This window comes from Cylindrospermum stagnale PCC 7417 (genome assembly GCF_000317535.1).
GTDB classification, from domain to species: Bacteria; Cyanobacteriota; Cyanobacteriia; order Cyanobacteriales; family Nostocaceae; genus Cylindrospermum; species Cylindrospermum stagnale.
The window spans coordinates 4024329-4042179 of sequence record NC_019757.1 but is presented as its reverse complement, the minus strand read 5'-3'; the positions used below and the strand labels follow the sequence as shown (position 1 = coordinate 4042179).

At 40.9% G+C, this 17851-nt stretch carries 18 protein-coding genes and 1 pseudogene; 12 read left to right on the top strand and 7 right to left on the bottom strand.

Features of this window, described 5'->3' with window-relative positions:
- The first annotated feature begins 332 nt into the window (after positions 1 to 332).
- From CYLST_RS16835 to CYLST_RS16795, 9 genes and pseudogenes are all read left to right on the top strand, one after another.
- Complete coding sequence (locus CYLST_RS16835) at positions 333 to 1214, top strand: DNA adenine methylase (RefSeq protein WP_015208927.1); 882 nt, start codon at positions 333 to 335, stop codon at positions 1212 to 1214.
- 140 nt (positions 1215 to 1354) lie between these two features.
- On the top strand, positions 1355 to 1909 hold the full coding sequence (locus tag CYLST_RS16830; RefSeq protein ID WP_015208926.1) for a hypothetical protein: 555 nt from the start codon (positions 1355 to 1357) through the stop codon (positions 1907 to 1909).
- Positions 1906 to 2451, top strand: coding sequence for a hypothetical protein (locus CYLST_RS16825; RefSeq protein ID WP_015208925.1), 546 nt, complete (start codon positions 1906 to 1908; stop codon positions 2449 to 2451). Before CYLST_RS16830 ends, CYLST_RS16825 begins: the two co-directional genes overlap by 4 nt.
- Positions 2452 to 2605: 154 nt before the next feature.
- On the top strand, positions 2606 to 5119 hold the full coding sequence (locus tag CYLST_RS16820; RefSeq protein ID WP_015208924.1) for a U32 family peptidase: 2514 nt from the start codon (positions 2606 to 2608) through the stop codon (positions 5117 to 5119).
- A gap of 54 nt (positions 5120 to 5173) precedes the next feature.
- Complete coding sequence (locus tag CYLST_RS16815; RefSeq protein WP_015208923.1) at positions 5174 to 7558, top strand: dynamin-like GTPase family protein; 2385 nt, start codon at positions 5174 to 5176, stop codon at positions 7556 to 7558.
- Positions 7559 to 7661: 103 nt separating this feature from the next.
- Positions 7662 to 8069 carry a KGK domain-containing protein gene (locus tag CYLST_RS16810; RefSeq protein ID WP_041233692.1) on the top strand — a complete coding sequence of 136 codons (408 nt, stop codon included), beginning with the start codon at positions 7662 to 7664 and terminating at the stop codon, positions 8067 to 8069.
- 110 nt (positions 8070 to 8179) lie between these two features.
- Positions 8180 to 8566: pseudogene (locus tag CYLST_RS35545) on the top strand (KGK domain-containing protein).
- Between the two features lie 110 nt (positions 8567 to 8676).
- Entirely contained in the window at positions 8677 to 9072 is a 396-nt protein-coding gene (locus tag CYLST_RS16800; protein ID WP_015208920.1) for a KGK domain-containing protein, read from the top strand.
- A 50-nt stretch (positions 9073 to 9122) separates the two neighbouring features.
- Positions 9123 to 9368, top strand: coding sequence for an HNH endonuclease (locus CYLST_RS16795; RefSeq protein ID WP_015208919.1), 246 nt, complete (start codon positions 9123 to 9125; stop codon positions 9366 to 9368).
- Here the strand turns inward: CYLST_RS16795 and CYLST_RS16790 are convergent.
- From CYLST_RS16790 to CYLST_RS36800, 4 genes are all read right to left on the bottom strand, one after another.
- Complete coding sequence (locus CYLST_RS16790; RefSeq protein ID WP_015208918.1) at positions 9365 to 10789, bottom strand: glycoside hydrolase family 13 protein; 1425 nt, start codon at positions 10787 to 10789, stop codon at positions 9365 to 9367. The genes CYLST_RS16795 and CYLST_RS16790 overlap by 4 nt on opposite strands.
- A gap of 303 nt (positions 10790 to 11092) precedes the next feature.
- A complete protein-coding gene (locus tag CYLST_RS16785) occupies positions 11093 to 11713 on the bottom strand; it encodes a hypothetical protein (protein ID WP_157162600.1) in 621 nt (206 codons plus the stop codon).
- Positions 11714 to 11757: 44 nt separating this feature from the next.
- Complete coding sequence (locus CYLST_RS16780) at positions 11758 to 11961, bottom strand: DUF6887 family protein (protein ID WP_015208916.1); 204 nt, start codon at positions 11959 to 11961, stop codon at positions 11758 to 11760.
- Positions 11958 to 12143 carry a DUF6888 family protein gene (locus tag CYLST_RS36800; RefSeq protein ID WP_015208915.1) on the bottom strand — a complete coding sequence of 62 codons (186 nt, stop codon included), beginning with the start codon at positions 12141 to 12143 and terminating at the stop codon, positions 11958 to 11960. The genes CYLST_RS16780 and CYLST_RS36800 overlap by 4 nt, the downstream gene beginning before the upstream one ends.
- Positions 12144 to 12362: 219 nt before the next feature.
- On the opposite strand from CYLST_RS36800, the gene CYLST_RS16770 reads away from it, so the two are divergent.
- From CYLST_RS16770 to CYLST_RS16760, 3 genes are all read left to right on the top strand, one after another.
- Positions 12363 to 13652 carry a glucose-1-phosphate adenylyltransferase gene (locus CYLST_RS16770; protein ID WP_015208914.1) on the top strand — a complete coding sequence of 430 codons (1290 nt, stop codon included), beginning with the start codon at positions 12363 to 12365 and terminating at the stop codon, positions 13650 to 13652.
- Between the two features lie 45 nt (positions 13653 to 13697).
- Positions 13698 to 14156 (top strand): AAA family ATPase, encoded by a 459-nt coding sequence (locus tag CYLST_RS16765; RefSeq protein WP_015208913.1) that lies wholly within the window; start codon positions 13698 to 13700, stop codon positions 14154 to 14156.
- A 174-nt stretch (positions 14157 to 14330) separates the two neighbouring features.
- Complete coding sequence (locus tag CYLST_RS16760; protein ID WP_015208912.1) at positions 14331 to 15320, top strand: DnaJ C-terminal domain-containing protein; 990 nt, start codon at positions 14331 to 14333, stop codon at positions 15318 to 15320.
- A 95-nt stretch (positions 15321 to 15415) separates the two neighbouring features.
- On the opposite strand, the gene CYLST_RS16755 is transcribed toward CYLST_RS16760, so the two are convergent.
- The 3 genes from CYLST_RS16755 to CYLST_RS16745 all read right to left on the bottom strand — a co-directional run bounded on the left by CYLST_RS16755 (position 15416) and on the right by CYLST_RS16745 (position 17847).
- Entirely contained in the window at positions 15416 to 16072 is a 657-nt protein-coding gene (locus CYLST_RS16755; RefSeq protein WP_015208911.1) for a glutathione S-transferase family protein, read from the bottom strand.
- A gap of 51 nt (positions 16073 to 16123) precedes the next feature.
- Positions 16124 to 16666: a peroxiredoxin family protein gene (locus tag CYLST_RS16750; RefSeq protein ID WP_015208910.1), complete on the bottom strand. Its 543-nt coding sequence runs from the start codon at positions 16664 to 16666 to the stop codon at positions 16124 to 16126.
- 569 nt (positions 16667 to 17235) lie between these two features.
- Positions 17236 to 17847: a peroxiredoxin gene (locus tag CYLST_RS16745; protein ID WP_015208909.1), complete on the bottom strand. Its 612-nt coding sequence runs from the start codon at positions 17845 to 17847 to the stop codon at positions 17236 to 17238.
- Between the last annotated feature and the right edge of the window lie 4 nt (positions 17848 to 17851).

Below are 17851 nucleotides of genomic sequence, written 5' to 3'. Positions count from 1 at the left end.
TTCTAAGACTGAGAATGCGTAAGTGCTATATTTAGCTATTACTTATTGTATTTTTGTTACTAAAATTCTAAATATCCGGCAAATATCCGAAAAATAGAGCACAAAAAAATTACACATGAAACGAAGTCATGCCTACAAGCGCTATAACTGGGATGAGTTAATTAGACTATGGTCAGAAATTGAATTAGGCAATACTCCCAGTCGGGATACAGGTAAAGCATGAGAACATCTAGTTTTACGTGCATTGCAACTTGATATGCCTCGGTTTCTTACTTTTATGCAATAGTATTTTAGACTCTCCTGAGAGACTATAAGCCTACAAGGATAAAATAATGGGCAAAAACAAGCAGATAGCTTTTGGCTGGTATGGAGGCAAATTCAGCCATCTTGATTGGCTTTTACCTCTCTTGCCAAATGCCCAGCATTATTGTGAACCATTTGGAGGTTCAGCGGCAGTTTTACTCAATCGCAATCCTTCACCAGTAGAAACATACAATGATCTTGATGGTGAAGTCGTTAATTTTTTTCGCGTACTACGAGAGCAAAAGGAAAGTCTCATTGAGGCTATTGGCTTAACTCCTTTCTCTCGTGAAGAATTTGAGATAGCAATTGCTGACATTACCCCAGATATATCTAATTTTGAACGGGCAAGAAGATTTTTTATTAGGGCTAGACAGGTGAGAACTGGTTTAGCGCAAAAAGCGAGTTCTGGCAGATGGGCACACTGTAAATTAACAAGCCGCGCAGGGATGGCTGGTGCTGTTTCTAGATGGTTGGGAAGTGTAGAAGATTTACCGAATATTGTTCAAAGACTTTTAAGAGTGCAGATTGAAAATGACCCAGCGATTAAAGTCATTCAACGCTACGACAGTGAAGAGACTTTGTTTTATTGTGATCCTCCCTACCCACACGCTTCGAGAGGTGATAGTCAAGCTTATGCTTACGAGATGACAGATAAACAGCATCGAGAATTGAGTAATGTACTTCACAATATCAAAGGTAAAGTTGCCATATCAGGTTATCAATGCTCTTTAATGGAAGAACTCTATGGTGATTGGAAATTTATCGCCGCACCAGCTAAAACTTGCCATTCTACAAAAGGATTAAGAACAGAAGTGCTGTGGGTAAATTATGAAATAGAAAATGTGGAAGAAAAATCTGTGAATAAAAATTTAGAAAAAGCAGAATTTGAATGTCACTTATCCTTGATTTAGCTTTTAACAAGGTTATGGGAAGTGATCGCCTAATTCTTGTTAACTACTTATTATTTTTTTGTGACAAGCGTTACTGCAATACGCTAAAATATTCTCTAAGTATCTGAACATAACAGCAATAAAATAGCTAAAATGAAATCATGCCTACAGGTGCAGAGTATCAAGCCAAGATTGCAAGCTATAATTGGGATGATTTAATCAACCTATGGTCAGAAATTGAGTCAGTTAATACCAAGGCTCTTGGTTGGGATGCAGGTAAAGCCTTAGAATACCTAGTTTTACGTGCATTTCAACTTGATAGCGCTGATGTTACCTGGCCTTATAGTGTGTACATGAATGAAGATGAAATAGAGCAAATTGACGGAGTAGTTTATGCAGATGGTCTAGCCTGTCTTATAGAATGTAAGGATGCGGCTAAAGAAGCTAAGATAGAACCTATAGCAAAACTAAGAAATCAACTATTACGAAGACCTGTAACAACTATTGGTTGTGTGTTTAGTCGAAAGGGATTTACAGAATCTGCTGTAACTTTAGTTGGATTTATTGCGCCTCAAACTATCCTGTTATGGGGAGGAGAAGAAATTCAATATTCACTGCAAAATAGATGTATACGTAGATCGCTGATCAAAAAATATCGGGTCTGCATTGAAAAAGGTATCCCTAATTACGATATTACATTGGAGGATGTGTTGTGACCCTAGCGTATATCCTTACCGAAAGTGATAAAGATATAAGAATTTTAAAGCGATTGCTACCACCACAATTGATTCAAAATGTTACATTTATAGCAGGTGCAAGCCCGTACAGAACGCGTTCTTTAGCTAGTTCACTTCTTGGTACTAGGTCAATCCCTGTTGCTCTTGTGATAGATGCAAATACAGAAGATAAAGATCAGATATTTGAAAAGTCTGATTTAATTGAATATGTATTTCGTCAAGCATCTGCGGGCATTCCCTTTCAAGTTGGACTAGCAACTCCAGAAATAGAAGTTATTTTATTACAAAATAAATCATTAATTGAGAAAATAGCTAACCGCAGCTTTACTGATTTAGAATGGCAATTTGCCCAGAGTCATCCCAAAAGATTTCTAGCAGAAGTTTTTGGCAAAGATACGCCAGTTATTGACACAATATTGAGCAATATCAGTGATGATGACATTAAGATATTGCAACAACATCCATTAATACAGGATTTGATTAATTTCTTATCATCAATTGCTGTTGCACCTACGGTTTAAACAACCGCAAAATCCCAAGGTTCAGGGATTTATAACCTGGTTTAAGACTTTGTACGATTTATAATTCTGTGATCTTGTGAATAAACAAGCCCCCACAAAGACCTACCAACTTAGATAAAATCGCTATGGTGACACCTAACCCTGACTAAATCCGATGAAAAGCGATCGCACATCCAGCCCTTCCCCCCAACGTCCCGAACTCCTGGCCCCCGCTGGTAACTGGGAATGTGCCAAAGCAGCAGTAGAAAATGGCGCGGATGCGATTTACTTCGGGTTGGATAAATTTAACGCCAGAATGCGATCGCAAAACTTCACCCCAGCAGACTTACCCAAATTAATGCAATTTCTCCACCTGCGGGGCGTTAAAGGCTATGTCACCCTCAATACCCTAATTTTTCCCCAAGAACTCAGAGAAGCACAGCAATATCTCCGCACAATCATCTCTGCCGGTGTAGATGCGGTAATCGTCCAAGATGTCGGCATTTGTCGCCTCATCCGTCATCTTTCCCCCGATTTTCCCATTCACGCCTCAACCCAAATGACCATCACCAGTGCAGCCGGGGTAGAATTTGCCGAATCCCTCGGTTGTCAGTTGGTGGTTTTAGCGCGGGAATGTTCCATCGCAGAAATTAACAAAATTAAACAAAAGACTTCCCTCCCTCTCGAAGTTTTTGTACACGGTGCATTGTGCGTCGCTTATTCTGGACAATGTTTAACCAGCGAAGCACTAGGTGGACGTTCCGCTAACCGGGGCGAATGTGCCCAAGCTTGCCGGATGCCCTATGATTTAATAGCGGATGGGGAAATTGTCGATTTAGGCGATCGCAAATACTTACTCAGTCCCCAAGACTTAGCAGGGTTAGAAGTCCTGCCAGAATTAGTTAAATCTGGTATAACTTCTCTGAAAATTGAAGGACGCCTCAAAGCCCCAGAGTATGTTGCCAACGTCACCCGTGTTTATCGCCAAGCCTTAGATCGGGTTGTCGAAACTTCGACAAATACAAATGTAGAGACGTTCCATGGAACGTCTCTACAACCAATGTCTTCTTCAGCGAGAGATCACTACAACCTAGAAATGGCATTCTCTCGCGGCATTTACACCGGATGGTTTGGCGGAATTAATAATCAAGAATTAGTTCATGCCCGATTTGGTAAAAAACGCGGAGTTTACCTAGGGGAAGTTACCCGCATCCGTAACGAACAAGTGACAATTAAACTAGAAGCACCAGTCAAACCAGGAGACGGAATTGTGTTTGACTGCGGACATCCAGAAGCCAAAGAAGAAGGGGGACGCATATATGCAGTGGAACATAAAGGCAAAGACACCGTATTAACTTTTGGCAGAAACGACTTAAATCTGCATCGGGTACATTTGGGTGATAAAGTTTGGAAAACCAGCGACCCAGAACTAGATAAACAGTTGCGTCAAAGCTTTGCTGGGGAGAACCCCCAATTTCAGCGCCCCATTGATTTAGAGGTTTATGGCGAAATTGGACAGGTGTTAATTGCGATCGCACGCGATGAATTTGGTAACATCGTTCAAGTAGATTCGGCAATTGTTCTAACCGAGGCACACACCAAACCCCTCACCACCGAACGCTTACAAGAACAATTCGGTCGTCTTGGTAATACACCCTTTTGTTTAGGAGACTTGACAAATTACCTAAAATGTGATGCCATGTTACCCGTCAGCGAACTAAACCGGATGCGACGGGAAATCGTCACACAGTTAGAAGAATTGCGAAGTCAACCCAAACGCTGGGAATTGCGTTCTGATATTTCTTGGCAAAACTTACTTCCTACAAAGTCTCCCACAGTCCAACATTCCCCATCTCTGATTGTTTTAGTGCGAAACCTCAAACAACTGCAAGCCGCACTTCAAACTGGAATTCAGACCCTTTACTGTGAATTTGAAGACATCCGCACCTACAAAGAAGCTGTGCAGATAGTACGTCAACATTCAGCAGTTCCCACTATTTGGGTAGCACCACCTCGAATTACCAAACCAGGCGAAAACTGGATTTTGCAGCAAGTCCGCGCTTCTGAAGCAGATGGTTATATAGTCAGGAATTACGACCAGTTGCAATTTTTTGCTACAGAAAGATGTATTGGTGATTTTTCTCTCAATGTTGCCAACCCTTTAACAGCAGATTACTTTCAGCGGCACTGTGGTTTAGAACGGGTGACAGCATCTTATGACTTGAATATTACCCAATTAGAAGATTTAGTCACAAATTGTCCTCCCCAGTGGTTTGAAGTGACAATTCATCAACACATGCCAATGTTCCACATGGAACACTGCGTATTTTGTGCCTTCCTCTCCACAGGTACAGACTACACCAACTGCGGCCGACCATGTGAAAAGCAGGAAGTGAAATTGCGCGACAGAGTCGGTAGCGAACACGTCCTCAAAGCCGATGCCGGTTGCCGCAACACTGTATTTAACAGCACCGCCCAAACCGGAGCCGAGTACGTACAACGGCTGATATCATTGGGTTTGCAGCACTTCCGCATCGAATTTCTTAACGAAACACCAGAACAAGTAACAAAAACGATACACCGCTACAGTCAACTCCTCCAAGGAGAAATCACAGGTTCTCAACTTTGGAGAGAATTGAAATTACAAAACCAATTAGGTGTAACCCGTGGTGCTTTAAGCATGATATAGCTAAAATCAGCTTAGTAGTATTACAATGCTGATACACATTGTTTACTACTTTCTATGTCAACTTTAGCGCCTCAATGTCAGCAATTAGTAGCACAAGTTGAATCTATTTTAAACCTGTTGCACCAAGAAGCAGCTTTGCGTTCTCAAGATATTACACCTGTGCAAATTTCTTTGGATAAAGCAATTTCTCCAAAGTTTGAAATTGTGTTTGCAGGTGCTTTTAGTGCAGGTAAGTCGATGCTAATTAATGCACTATTAGAGAGAGAATTGCTGTACAGTGCAGAAGGACACGCAACTGGTACAGAGTGCAAAATTGAGTATGCAGAAGCAGATACAGAAAGAGTTGTTTTAACCTTTTTGAGTGAAAAGGAAATTCAAGAACAAGCGGTTTTTTTGTGTCAGCAGTTGGGATTTAAAACAGTAGAAAATATTAATCAATCTGAGGTAATTGATTTATTGCGTCAAGGTTGTACAGTAATTATTCAACAAGAAGGTGGAGAGAGTAAATCAGAACGGGGAAAACAAGCAAAAGCATTAATTTTGTTATTAGAAGGATATGTAACAAACCGTGAACGCATCAACACGGTTAATAACGCTACATACTCAATGGAACAATTTAACTTTACCAACCTCAAAGAAGCTGCGGGATATGCGCGAAGAGGTAGTAACAGCGCAGTTTTAAAGCGAATAGAATATTACTGTCATCATCCCCTCTTGCAAGATGGTAACGTTATTATCGACACACCCGGAATTGATGCACCAGTAGAAAAAGATGCACAATTAACTTATACAAAAATTCAACATCCAGATACATCAGCAGTAGTCTGTGTTCTTAAACCTGCATCAGCAGGAGATATGACAAAAGAAGAAACCGAATTATTGGAAATAATGCGGGAGAATGCAGGGATAAGAGACAGAGTTTTTTATATCTTTAACCGCATTGACGAAACTTGGTACAACAACCAACTCAGACAACGTTTAGAAGATTTAATTAATAGCCAATTTCGAGATACTAGCAGAGTTTATAAAACCAGCGGGTTATTAGGATTTTACGGAAGTCAAATTAAACAGACGACGAGATTAGATAGATTTGGATTAGACTCGATTTTTGTGGAAACCGTTAAAAGCTTGGAAGGTAGAGAAGAAACACCACAATTTATTAACGAATTTAACCGTTACTGTGCTAACTCTGGTAAATTATCACCCAGTCAATTCCGCATTTCGGTGAATAGCTTTGAAACTCCCAATGAAAACTACGTCAGAATTTTAAGCGAACAGGGAACACCGTTAATTAACCAACTAATTCAAGATAGTGGAGTTGAAGAATTCCGTAAATCTATTACTCGCTATCTCACAGAAGAAAAACGTCCGCAATTATTCAAAAACCTCGCTGATGATTTAGAAGACATTTGCATTAAACTCAAAAAACACTATCAAAATCTACAACGAGACTTAGATAGTCAACCGCGAGAAATCGAGAGTATGAAAGAACATGAGTTGCAGAAATTAAATCAGCAACTCCAGCAAGTTGGTAAAGATTTTAGCCTTCATATACATGAAGAAGTCAATAAATTAATTAATAATAATTGCGAGGAATTTGAAACTGATTTCCGACAATTACAATCACGCATGATTCGTCGTCTCGATGAATTACTAGATACCTTTTCCGTTGCAGAAGCTTACCGACGTGCAACATTGAGTCATCCTCGCAACGCAACCGCACCTTTATTGGCTATTTTAGTAGAGGCATTTTATTACTTATCCAATCAGTTGGAAGACATTTTAATAGAATCTTGTCAACAAGTAATTGCTAATCTATTTCAGCAGTTAATGGAAAAAATTAGAAAATCAGAATTTTACCGTCAATTGTATCGCTTGTTAGGAAATGATGGGGGAATTGAATCACAGATAAAAGTCATAGAAAAACAAGTTTCCCAAGCTTTAATAAGTGCAGCAAGTGTGGAATGCGATAGATTTGTGCGAGAAAGTCCGAGATTTTACGATGAAGGGACATTTTCTATCTATCAATTTCGGCAAACATTACAACAAACATCTCAAGCTTATGACTCAGAAAGCGTCATCGAAGCTGAACCTGCAATTAGACAATTATTGAAGTTAGATTTTGAACCCAAAGTTTCCGACACCATTCGTAAATCTTTCCGTCAAACCATCAACCAAACCATCAAAACTCACTTGTTACCAATGGGGGAAAAACAAGCAGATGAGATATTACAACAGTATCCCTATGCGCGTGCTTATTTAGAGAAAACATTGGAACAAGAAGCAGAGGAAAAGATTGCCAATAATCAGCGTTTGTTGAGTCAAGTTGAGAGAAAAATTGAGGAGTATAATACAGCAGTTGCGGAAATCAATAGCTGTTTACAAGCGATGCAATTATCTGAATATTTACTGCCGATAATTGGTGAAGAAGAGGTATAATACTTTGGGTGAATGCAGGGTTTTTCTGTGTTCACCTATGTTTTTATTTTCTCACGCAGAGACGCAGAGACGCAGAGACGCAGAGACGCAGAGAGGAGGAGAGGTGGAAGATAATTTTAAATTAGACAATTGTAATCAAAATGAAGTTTTATCAATTAAGGATAAGGTATTTAAAATTTCTAAAATTCAAGAAACAATAAAAACAATATTTTGCGGTAATTTAGCTAATGCACTTTATGAACAATTAACATCTTATGGAGTAGATATAGATCCAGGTGGAAATGTAATTGGTAATAAATTCTATAGATATAATTCTAAATTTTTTAAGGAGGGAATAGAATGTGAAATCCTCAAATTTAATTCTGAAGGATGGCAAAAAGGAAAATTTAGAATTAAAGTATCTATAGAATTTTGTCCTGATGAACCGGAAATTGAAGAAACAACAGAAATCAAAGAACCAGAATCACCTCTTGATGACTTACGACGCATGATAAATGATGCGACATCATAGATTAATTAGTCCACGCAGGTGGACTTTGTTTGTGTAGACGCGATTTCTAATCGCTAGGTTTAGAGATAAAATAAGATTTTTCTCACGCAAAGACGCAAAGGTAAGAAGAAATGGAAGGTAAGTTTCAAATTCTAGATTCTGAACAAGGTGATATTGTAATTGATTTTAATGGTCATATTTTAAAACTCAGTCAACTGAATTTAGCATTATCACAGCTAATTTTGAATAATGGTGGTTTATATCAACTAAATAACGAATTAGAATCTATAAACAGTCGTGGTTTACCCTCTATTAAAGAGACTGGTGACTGGATAAATAAGGGTGTTAATTGTCAGATTTTAAAACCTGGTAAAAATTGACAAGAGGGAAAATTTAGAATGAAAGTTTATCTAGAATTTTGTCCCAATGAACCGCAAATTGAACAAACAACAGAAATCAAAGAACCAGAATCACCTCTTGATGACTTACGACGTATGATAAATGATGCGACATCATAGATTAATTAGTCCACGCAGGTGGACTTTGTTTGTGTAGACGCGATTTCTAATCGCTGGGTTTAGATACAGGATAAGATTTTTTTCGCGCAAAGACGCAAAGGTAAGAAGAAATGGAAGATAATTTTAAGTTGATAGAGTGTAATGATGATGATGTAATTGAATGCAATGATTGGGCTTATAAAGTTAGTAAATTGAAACAAGCATTAGAAAAACTGGGTGGTAGTGACGGTTTTTTACAAACTTTATGGAGTGGATTAAGGGAGCAAAAAATTTATTATTTAGAAGGAAATTACACTTATGATAATAAATCTTTCAAAGAAGGGATGGATGTCAAAATACTAAATTTAGGTTCTAAATCTTGGAAAAAAGGGAAATTAAAATTCAAACTCAGTATTGAATTTTACGTTGAAGAAGAGTTAGAAGAATCTTCCGAAAAAGATGTAATCAAAGAACCAGAATCACCCCTTGATGATTTACGACGTATGATAAACGAAACTACATCATAAACCTTATCTTCTCCTCTCTGCGCCTCTGCGTCTCTGCGTGAAACAAAAACATGAATAAAACCCCACGTATCCCCATACCCCCAGAAGTCAGAAACTACGTTTTTCAAAGGGATAAATATCAGTGTCAAAGCTGCGGTAAAACCTGTAAAGAAACTAACCTCAGCATTGATCATATTATCCCTTTGTCTCGTGGTGGTAAAAACGATATTAGCAATTTACAAACCCTCTGCTTAACTTGTAATCAGCAGAAAACTAATAAAATCGACAATCGTTTTCACCGACATTTCGACATTTAACCTAAAATGCAACCAGTACGCGGAGGAAGACTTAAAGACGATTGCTCACTATTCCATTCCGCAGTACCATATATCAATTGCAACTTGTTAATATCTAAATGCGCTTTTGCTGACGCTGTACCAGCATTCACAGCAATAATCAATTTCTCAGTTCCCAAAGTTCGCGCAAAGATGTATAATTCTCCTTGAGCAAACAGCACCTGGTAATCACCTGTTCGCAAAGCTGGGTAATTTTGGCGAATAGCAATTAGTTGTTTGTGAGTGTTGAGAATTTCTCTATCCCAGTTAGCTTCTAAAGGGAAACCCCGCCGCGAATCTGGATCTAAAGCACCAGGTAAACCAACTTCATCACCATAATATATACTAGGCGCACCGGGAAAGGTGAGTAATAGTAAAGTTGCTAATTCTGCGCTGGCTTTATCACCTCCAGAAATGGTTATTAACCTGGCGGTATCATGACTCGCTAACAAATTTAGTTGCGTTAGCTGAATCTCCCAAGGGTATAGTTGCAGTAGTTCTTGGATTTTGGTAGCATACTCAGCAGCAAATAAGGGTGGGTAGGGTTGATAGTCACGGCTTTGCACTTGCTGTAAGTCTACGCGATCGCCAGCCGCAAAAGCAATTGTCGGCCCAGCAAATAAATAATTCATCACCCCATCAAATTGGGTTCCATCCAACCACTCACGAGAATCACCCCAAACTTCACCCACAATGTAAGCTTCAGGATTAATCGCTTTAACTCGCTGTCGAAACTCTTGCCAAAAACCAGGAGTTTTAATTTCAAATGGTACATCTAACCGCCAACCATCGATGCCGAATTTAATCCAATATTCGGCAATTTCCATAATGTATTCTCGCACTTCTGGGTTATCGTGGTTAAACACTGGCAAAGACCGAATTCCCGCCCAACCCTCGTAGTTTGCAGGTAACTCACCGGTGTATGGTGCTAAGGGCCAGCCGTGAATTTTGAACCAATTTACCCAAGGGGAATTGGGTCCATTTTCTAAAACGTCATGAAAAAAGAAAAAGCCCCGACTGGAATGATTAAATACTCCATCGAGAACGACTTTAATATCTCGTTGATGGGCGGCATCTAGCAATTCTTTAAAAGCTTCATTTCCCCCTAAAATTGGGTCAACTTGATAAAAATCATGGGTGTGATAGCGATGATTACTCGCAGATTGAAAAATGGGTGTAAAGTAAATCGCGTTCACCCCCAAACTCTGTATGTAGTCTAATTCCTCCAAAATGCCCCATAAATCGCCGCCTTTGTAACCTTGGAGTGTTGGCATTGCTTCCCAATCTTCCCAACTGGCGCTATGTAACAACCGTTTGCGCGGCTGTTTGCTTTTGGCGAATCTGTCGGGGAAGATTTGGTAGAATACGGCGTGTTTAACCCAGTCTGGTGTTTGAATTTGCATAAGTTTTGTTTTGAGGATGTGTCGACTTTTTAAACGCAGAGGTTCGCTTAGGTAAGCGCGGAGATACGCTGAGTTTTTTATATTCTACTCGTTGTTATAGATACAGAATCAAAGGAAATTAAGCAAGGGATAAATTAACTGAATATCCCAAACTAATCAAGCAAATTTTGAAGGAATATGTAGAATTGTGTCAACGTCATCCACCAAAAGATTAGCGTTTTATGAACCCAATATGCGTCAGTATAGAGATTTTGCAGCGGCTATAATGTTGCGAATCAAATTTATATGAAATGCTGTACAGCATCAGCAGAAGTTAACGTAAGGTCTGCTAGGAAGATTCTTGATTATGCCTTGACGCTTGCGATACACTTTAATAAAGTAAGGGAACATAGATTGCGTAGATGATTTTGTATCTTTATCCTCAATTTCATCTATCCATTGGAATATAGTAGCCATTATCTGACCTAACTCCTGATAGATAATCCTTAATTCTACATTTCCATATAAAATTTCATAACTTATCAGATTTAACTGTTCTGTTATACGCCGCACAGAGCCTAATTCAAGATTTGAAATTTGGTCATCTAAATTTAATTTAGATTCAGGTATACAAAGTCCTTGTCCTTCAGGAATAAATAGATTATAAAGCGGGATTTGACTGCTTTCATCTTCTTTAGAGTAGATAACAAAATGCCCTGGCTCGGCTCCACCACTTTCGTAGGCTCGATAGCATATAACTTCCCAGATTTCTAGATCTTCCTTCTGGATAGATTTCTCGAAACGTTCAACCGATTTAAGGCTGTTATCTATTGCTCTTTGTTGATGTTGACCTTTGTAGCTAGCAAAAGCAAGTACTCCGCCTATTATGATGAAGAAAGTTTTAACAAAATCTAACAACGTAGATAAATTTATACCAGTTTCCAAGCAAATGTTCATCTTTAATCAATATTGTTTGCGGAAAGCGAATTTTAGCCATTAGCCCCTAACTGCGCCTGAATCACGGCTATCATTTTCTCTTCCCAAGCCGGATCATTAGACTCTATAGCCGCACTACGAGGACGAGAATGCCGTCTATCCATGTATGCATAAAACGCCTCCTGATCATCACGGTGAGTAAGAAGGTAATGCTTTAGCTCCTGGTCACTCATTGTAGCAAAGTTTACCTGCGTCATGGTTCTATACTCCCATCTGGTTGAATTTCAATCTCGATCTCTTTATTTTGTCCAGCTAATATAAATAAGTTAAGTGTTCGTTCATCCAGACGCACAATGTAAATCGGCTGGAACATGACATTGGTGAGTAAATGGCAATATCTGTATAAGCTTTGTAGCTGTGCTGCTGTTGGTTCTTTGATAAAATTATAATAGGCAACTTTTCTGTCAAGCTTACCCTGGCGGTATCTTTGCTATTAAATAATACAAATGTTCTAGGTTGAGGATTATTAGCAGCGCTATTGATCACAAAAGGGAAGGAAAGAAAATTCATCCCTGAGAATCTGCGATCCCCCCTTATCAGCTGCCACATACAGTCCTAAACTGAAGGGGAGAGTTGAAAGGCAGTCGGGAGAAATTTTGTGAAAAAAGTCTTAGCAATCATTCTTGGTGGGGGCGCGGGTACTCGGCTTTATCCGCTAACCAAACTCCGTGCTAAACCAGCAGTCCCAGTAGCGGGGAAGTACCGCTTAATCGATATCCCCGTCAGCAACTGCATCAATTCAGAAATCTTTAAAATCTACGTTCTGACACAGTTTAACTCAGCTTCCCTAAATCGCCACATCGCCCGTACCTACAACTTTAGTGGTTTCAGTGAAGGGTTTGTAGAAGTGCTAGCGGCACAACAAACACCAGAAAACCCTAACTGGTTCCAAGGTACAGCCGATGCGGTGCGTCAGTACATCTGGCTGTTGCAAGATTGGGATGCAGACGAATATCTGATTCTCTCAGGTGATCACCTGTACCGCATGGACTACCGCTTGTTTATCCAGCGCCACAGGGAAACGAATGCTGATATTACTCTCTCAGTTATTCCCATAGACAACCGCCGCGCTTCAGATTTTGGCTTGATGAAAATCGATGAGTCCGGTAGGGTAATTGACTTTAGCGAAAAACCGAAAGGTGAGGCTTTAGACAAAATGCGGGTTGATACGACTGTGTTGGGTTTGACAAAAGAACAAGCCGAACTTCAGCCCTACATCGCCTCGATGGGGATTTATGTCTTTAAAAAAGATGTTTTGATCAAGTTGTTGAAAGAATCTTTAGAACGGACTGATTTTGGTAAGGAAATTATTCCTGATGCTGCCAAGGATTACAACGTTCAAGCGTACTTGTTTAATGACTATTGGGAAGATATCGGGACTATTGAGGCATTTTATGATGCAAATTTAGCACTGACTCAGCAACCCCTGCCACCTTTTAGCTTCTACGACGAAGAAGCGCCGATTTACACCCGCCCACGGTACTTACCGCCGACTAAGCTGTTAGAGTGCCAGATTACAGAATCGATTATTGGCGAAGGTTGCATTTTGAAACATTGTCGGATTCAGCATTCTGTGTTGGGAGTGCGATCGCGGATTGAATCTGGCTGCGTGATCGAAGAATCCCTGCTGATGGGAGCAGACTATTACCAAGCTTCTGTAGAACGCCAGTGCAGCATCGAAAAAAATGACATTCCTGTAGGGATTGGTACGGACACTCTCATTCGCCGTGCCATCATTGATAAAAATGCCCGAATCGGACATGATGTCAAAATCGTCAATAAAGATAACGTGCAAGAAGCCGAACGCGAAAGTCAAGGTTTTTACATTCGCAGTGGCATTGTCGTCGTGCTGAAAAATGCTGTAATTCCCGATGGCACCATCATTTAGTCATTAGTCATTAGTCATTAGTCATTAGTTAAGGACTTTGGACAAATGACTAAACTCTTCTTACTGATTGGTCTTCCAGGTAGCGGTAAGTCAACTTTGGCAAAACAATTACTGGCAGAATGCCCCCAAATGCAGCTAATTTCTACAGATGCCATTCGGGGGCAACTGTTTGGTTCCGAAGCGACTCAGGGTTCATGGCTGTTGATTTGGCAGGAAATAGAGCGGCAATTTCAGCAAGTTATCACCACAGGTAGAGTGGCAATTTTCGATGCCACCAACGCCCAACGACGCAATCGCCATGAACTGATCACCTTAGCCCGTGATTTGGGTTTTACTGAGATTCAGGGAATGTGGGTGAAAACGCCAGTTTGGCTGTGTTTGGCACGCAATCGAAAACGCGATCGCCAAGTTCCCGAAGAAATCATCTTGCGGATGCATCGCCAACTCCGGGATGCTCCCCCCAGTTTGACAGACGGACTTGACAGCCTGATTCACTTTCTTTGAAGGTTGGGAGTACGGAAATTTCGCTCTTCGTGGTGAGCGAGAACCACACTTGATTTTCTGTATTGTTTGTTAATTTAATATCAGAATCTTTTTGCCTGGCATTATACCTGGCAAATAGTAAATCTCATATCTTAGAAAAAAAACATAACGGAAAGTTCTACAGGAGGCTGGTAGATGGCTGCAACCGACTTCAAAGACTATTACTCAATTTTAGGAATCAGTAAGACTGCCAGTCCGGAAGAAATTAAACAAGCTTTTCGTAAACTAGCCCGTAAGTTTCACCCAGACGTCAACCCAAACAACAAACAGGCAGAGGCACGCTTCAAAGAAGTTAACGAAGCCTACGAAGTTTTGTCAGACCCAGACAAACGCAAAAAGTACGACCAATTTGGTCAATACTGGAAACAAGCTGGTGAAGGTTTCCCTGGTGGCGGCGCTGGTGTCGATATGGGCGGCTTTGACTTCAGTCAATACGGCAGTTTTAATGACTTCCTGAATGAGTTATTTGGTGGTGCGGGCCCGCGCAGTGGGCGACAAAACTACTCTTATCGTACTTCCACTGGTAGACCCGGTGGCGGTGTTGGCGGTTTTAATGATTTTGGTTTTCAAGATCCAGGTACTGGTGCTACCCAAGATACGGAAGCCGTGATCACCCTGACTTTTGCTGAAGCCTTTGCTGGTGTGCAAAAACGCTTCAGTTTAGGTAACGAAACGATTGAGGTTCGCATCCCATCTGGGGCGAAAGCAGGTACTCGCTTGCGGGTGCGGGGGAAAGGTCAAGTCAATCCGATGACTCAACAGCGGGGCGATTTGTATTTAAAGGTTGAACTTCAGCCGCACTCTTTCTTCCAGATTGAAGGTGATCATCTTGTCTGTGAAGTGCCGATCACTCCCGATGAAGCCACATTAGGCGCTTCTATTGATGTCCCTACCCCCGATGGTTCAGTTAATGTCAAGTTGCCTGCGGGGGTGCGTTCTGGTCAATCTCTGCGCTTACGTGGTAAAGGCTGGCCCCTAGCCAAGGGTGGACGTGGCGATCAGTTGGTGAAGGTGGCGATCGCACCACCAAAAGACCTCAGCCCACAAGAACGGGAATACTACGAAAAAATCCGGGCGATACGGACCTATAATCCCCGCAGTCATTTGGAGCAGTTTAAACTATGAAATAGGCGTAAACCTGTCGTCCAAAGGCGAATCTTTGAACCAAGAATCCCCGTGTCTTTGGACCGGGGAGTGTCAACTTGATGATCTTAGTCAGCTTAATTCTGGTTCATGCGATTCTGAATTAGAGATTTAAACGCTACTATTACCTCTGGTGTGGCTTTAGTAGCTTGCCATGCAGGACGTGAAATTAAGCGATCGCACCAAGCACTTACTTTTGGATAGTCACTTAAAGAAATACCTGTTTTCGGCACCCAAGGAACTACAGTTCCAGCCACAGCATCAGCTAGAGTTAGGTTTTGGCTACCAAAGTAAGGGCGATTGTCAAGGGTATTTTCAAAAAAACTCAGCACTGTGGAAATCTTCTGCAATGCTTGCTCAGTTTTTTCGGAATTTCCTCCAGGTAAGCCTAAGATCTGAGGTAAAAAGGTGGTAGTTGCTGGCAAAAGCTCATTCACAGTTAGCAGTTCCACCATCCGCACGATCGCTAAATCTTTGACATCTTTTGGCAACATTGCCGGAGTGGGGTATTTTGCCTCTAAATAGTCGAGAATTGCCAAGGATTCCACTACATTAAATCCATCATCTACCAAAACTGGAATGTGGTGGAAGGGGCTAATCGTCAAAAAATCTGGTTTAAACTGTTCTCCATTCAATTTTATCTCTACCAATTCAAACTCAATTTTTTTCTCCAACAGCGTAATCCAGATACGACGAGAGTTCGGAGAAATTGGCGAGTGATAAAGTGTCAGCATGAGAAAACCTTACAGTTTTATGAGTAGAGCTAGCATTGCCTACCATAGAGTTTACACCCAATTGAATTGTTCTAACAATGTCTCTACTCCAGCATTGTGATCTAAAAAAGAAAATAAATGCCTGTAGCGAAGTCTGCCATCTTTATCTAATACAAATTGTGCTGGTAAAGGCGCTCCTAGTGCTTGCCCCACTTGATAGTTAAGAAACACGCGACAACCAGGGTCACTCAATAATGGCATTTGTAAACCTAAATCTCTGACAACTATTTGACTTTGCCTTTCGTCTGTACTAGTAATCAGCAAAACTTCGATTCCGCGATTTTTAAATTGCTCGTAGTTTTCATTCAAAGCTTTGATGTGAGGAAAGCAAAAGGGGCAATATTGTTTTTCTGTAAATATTCGGGTGAAAGCCAGTAAAACAGGTTGCTTGCCTTTATAGTCTGATAATTTTACTACAGTGCTGTTGGTAATATCTGGCAATTTAAAATCTGGTGTCCCTACTCCTATTCTTAACTGACTTATCGCTGGAACTGGTAAAAAGTTCCGGAAGAAGCGCTGATTGAATAAGCCGCTAAAATCAGTTGAAGTCAGCATATTTTTATCCCTGATTAATTAAATACTATTTTATAAAAAAACACACGAGATTTACACCGATTAATACCTATCTGTGTAAATCTCGTGGTTCATTTGTAGTTATGATTGATTTAGCTATAGGACTAAGAGGATGTTTGAAAAGTATCAAAATTGATCGAGATCCCCCCAACCCCCCTTTCCAAGGGGGGCAATAAACTCTTAAAGTCCCCCGTTCGGGGAGCCAGCGCTGTCTTGTCTCCACGCCACATGCTTCTCCCAAGGGGAGACGCTGCGCGAACAAGTCGGCGGAGCCGCCCAACGCAGTGGCTCCCCATGAGCGACTGGCGTGGATTTAGGGGGAGCTACGAGTGTTATATTTATCACAAACAACTTTTCAAACATCCTCTAAAGCTGCGTGTCACAATAAACATCGATTGTAGGGTGCGTCAGACTCGATAAATCTGGCAAATAAACAGATTTTTGACATCTGACGCACCCTACTTGCGCCGTGCCAGTTGCGTAAGTCCTGAGCTATCAACTCCAACTAACTGCGTTGGAGTTTTCTCGCGATGTCCAAGGAGTCCCGCAATCTAGACGGCAGAGAAGTAGATTTTAGACTTCACTGGGTCAGGAGTCATTGTCTTGTCTCCTGGTTGCCAACCAGCGGGGCAAACTTCGTCAGGGTGAGATTGAACGTGCTGAATTGCTAGTAATGTCCGCAGGGTTTCATCGACGCTGCGACCAAATGCTAGGTTATTGATGGTAGCGTGCTGGATGACACCATCTTTGTCGATCAGGAATAGACCGCGCAAGGCAATACCTGCTGCTGGGTCAAGAACGTTATAAGCGGCGCTAATTTCTTTTTTGATGTCAGAAACTAGGGGATAATTTAAGTCACCGACACCACCAGACTTGCGATCAGTTTGAATCCAAGCGAGGTGAGAAAACTCGCTATCAACGGAAACACCAAGAACTTCGGTGTTGATTTTCTTGAATTCTTCGTAGCGATCGCTAAATGCTGTGATTTCAGTGGGGCAAACAAAGGTAAAGTCTAAGGGATAGAAAAACAGGACAACATACTTGCCGCGATAGTCGGAAAGTTTAATTGTCTTAAATTCCTGATCCACTACAGCTGTTGCTGTAAAGTCGGGAGCCTGTTGACCAACGCGGAGGCATCCTTCTGTTCCGTAAGTGAGGGACATTAAC

Bases quoted from the DNA above. Each gene is read 5' to 3' on its own strand.
- CYLST_RS16835 (WP_015208927.1), top strand. From the start codon at position 333: ATGGGCAAAAACAAGCAGATAGCTTTTGGCTGGTATGGAGGCAAATTC.
- CYLST_RS16830 (WP_015208926.1), top strand. From the start codon at position 1,355: ATGCCTACAGGTGCAGAGTATCAAGCCAAGATTGCAAGCTATAATTGG.
- CYLST_RS16820 (WP_015208924.1), top strand. From the start codon at position 2,606: ATGAAAAGCGATCGCACATCCAGCCCTTCCCCCCAACGTCCCGAACTC.
- CYLST_RS16815 (WP_015208923.1), top strand. From the start codon at position 5,174: ATGTCAACTTTAGCGCCTCAATGTCAGCAATTAGTAGCACAAGTTGAA.
- CYLST_RS16800 (WP_015208920.1), top strand. From the start codon at position 8,677: ATGGAAGATAATTTTAAGTTGATAGAGTGTAATGATGATGATGTAATT.
- CYLST_RS16795 (WP_015208919.1), top strand. From the start codon at position 9,123: ATGAATAAAACCCCACGTATCCCCATACCCCCAGAAGTCAGAAACTAC.
- CYLST_RS16790 (WP_015208918.1), bottom strand. From the start codon at position 10,789: ATGCAAATTCAAACACCAGACTGGGTTAAACACGCCGTATTCTACCAA.
- CYLST_RS16780 (WP_015208916.1), bottom strand. From the start codon at position 11,961: ATGACGCAGGTAAACTTTGCTACAATGAGTGACCAGGAGCTAAAGCAT.
- CYLST_RS16765 (WP_015208913.1), top strand. From the start codon at position 13,698: ATGACTAAACTCTTCTTACTGATTGGTCTTCCAGGTAGCGGTAAGTCA.
- CYLST_RS16760 (WP_015208912.1), top strand. From the start codon at position 14,331: ATGGCTGCAACCGACTTCAAAGACTATTACTCAATTTTAGGAATCAGT.
- CYLST_RS16755 (WP_015208911.1), bottom strand. From the start codon at position 16,072: ATGCTGACACTTTATCACTCGCCAATTTCTCCGAACTCTCGTCGTATC.
- CYLST_RS16750 (WP_015208910.1), bottom strand. From the start codon at position 16,666: ATGCTGACTTCAACTGATTTTAGCGGCTTATTCAATCAGCGCTTCTTC.
- CYLST_RS16745 (WP_015208909.1), bottom strand. From the start codon at position 17,847: ATGTCCCTCACTTACGGAACAGAAGGATGCCTCCGCGTTGGTCAACAG.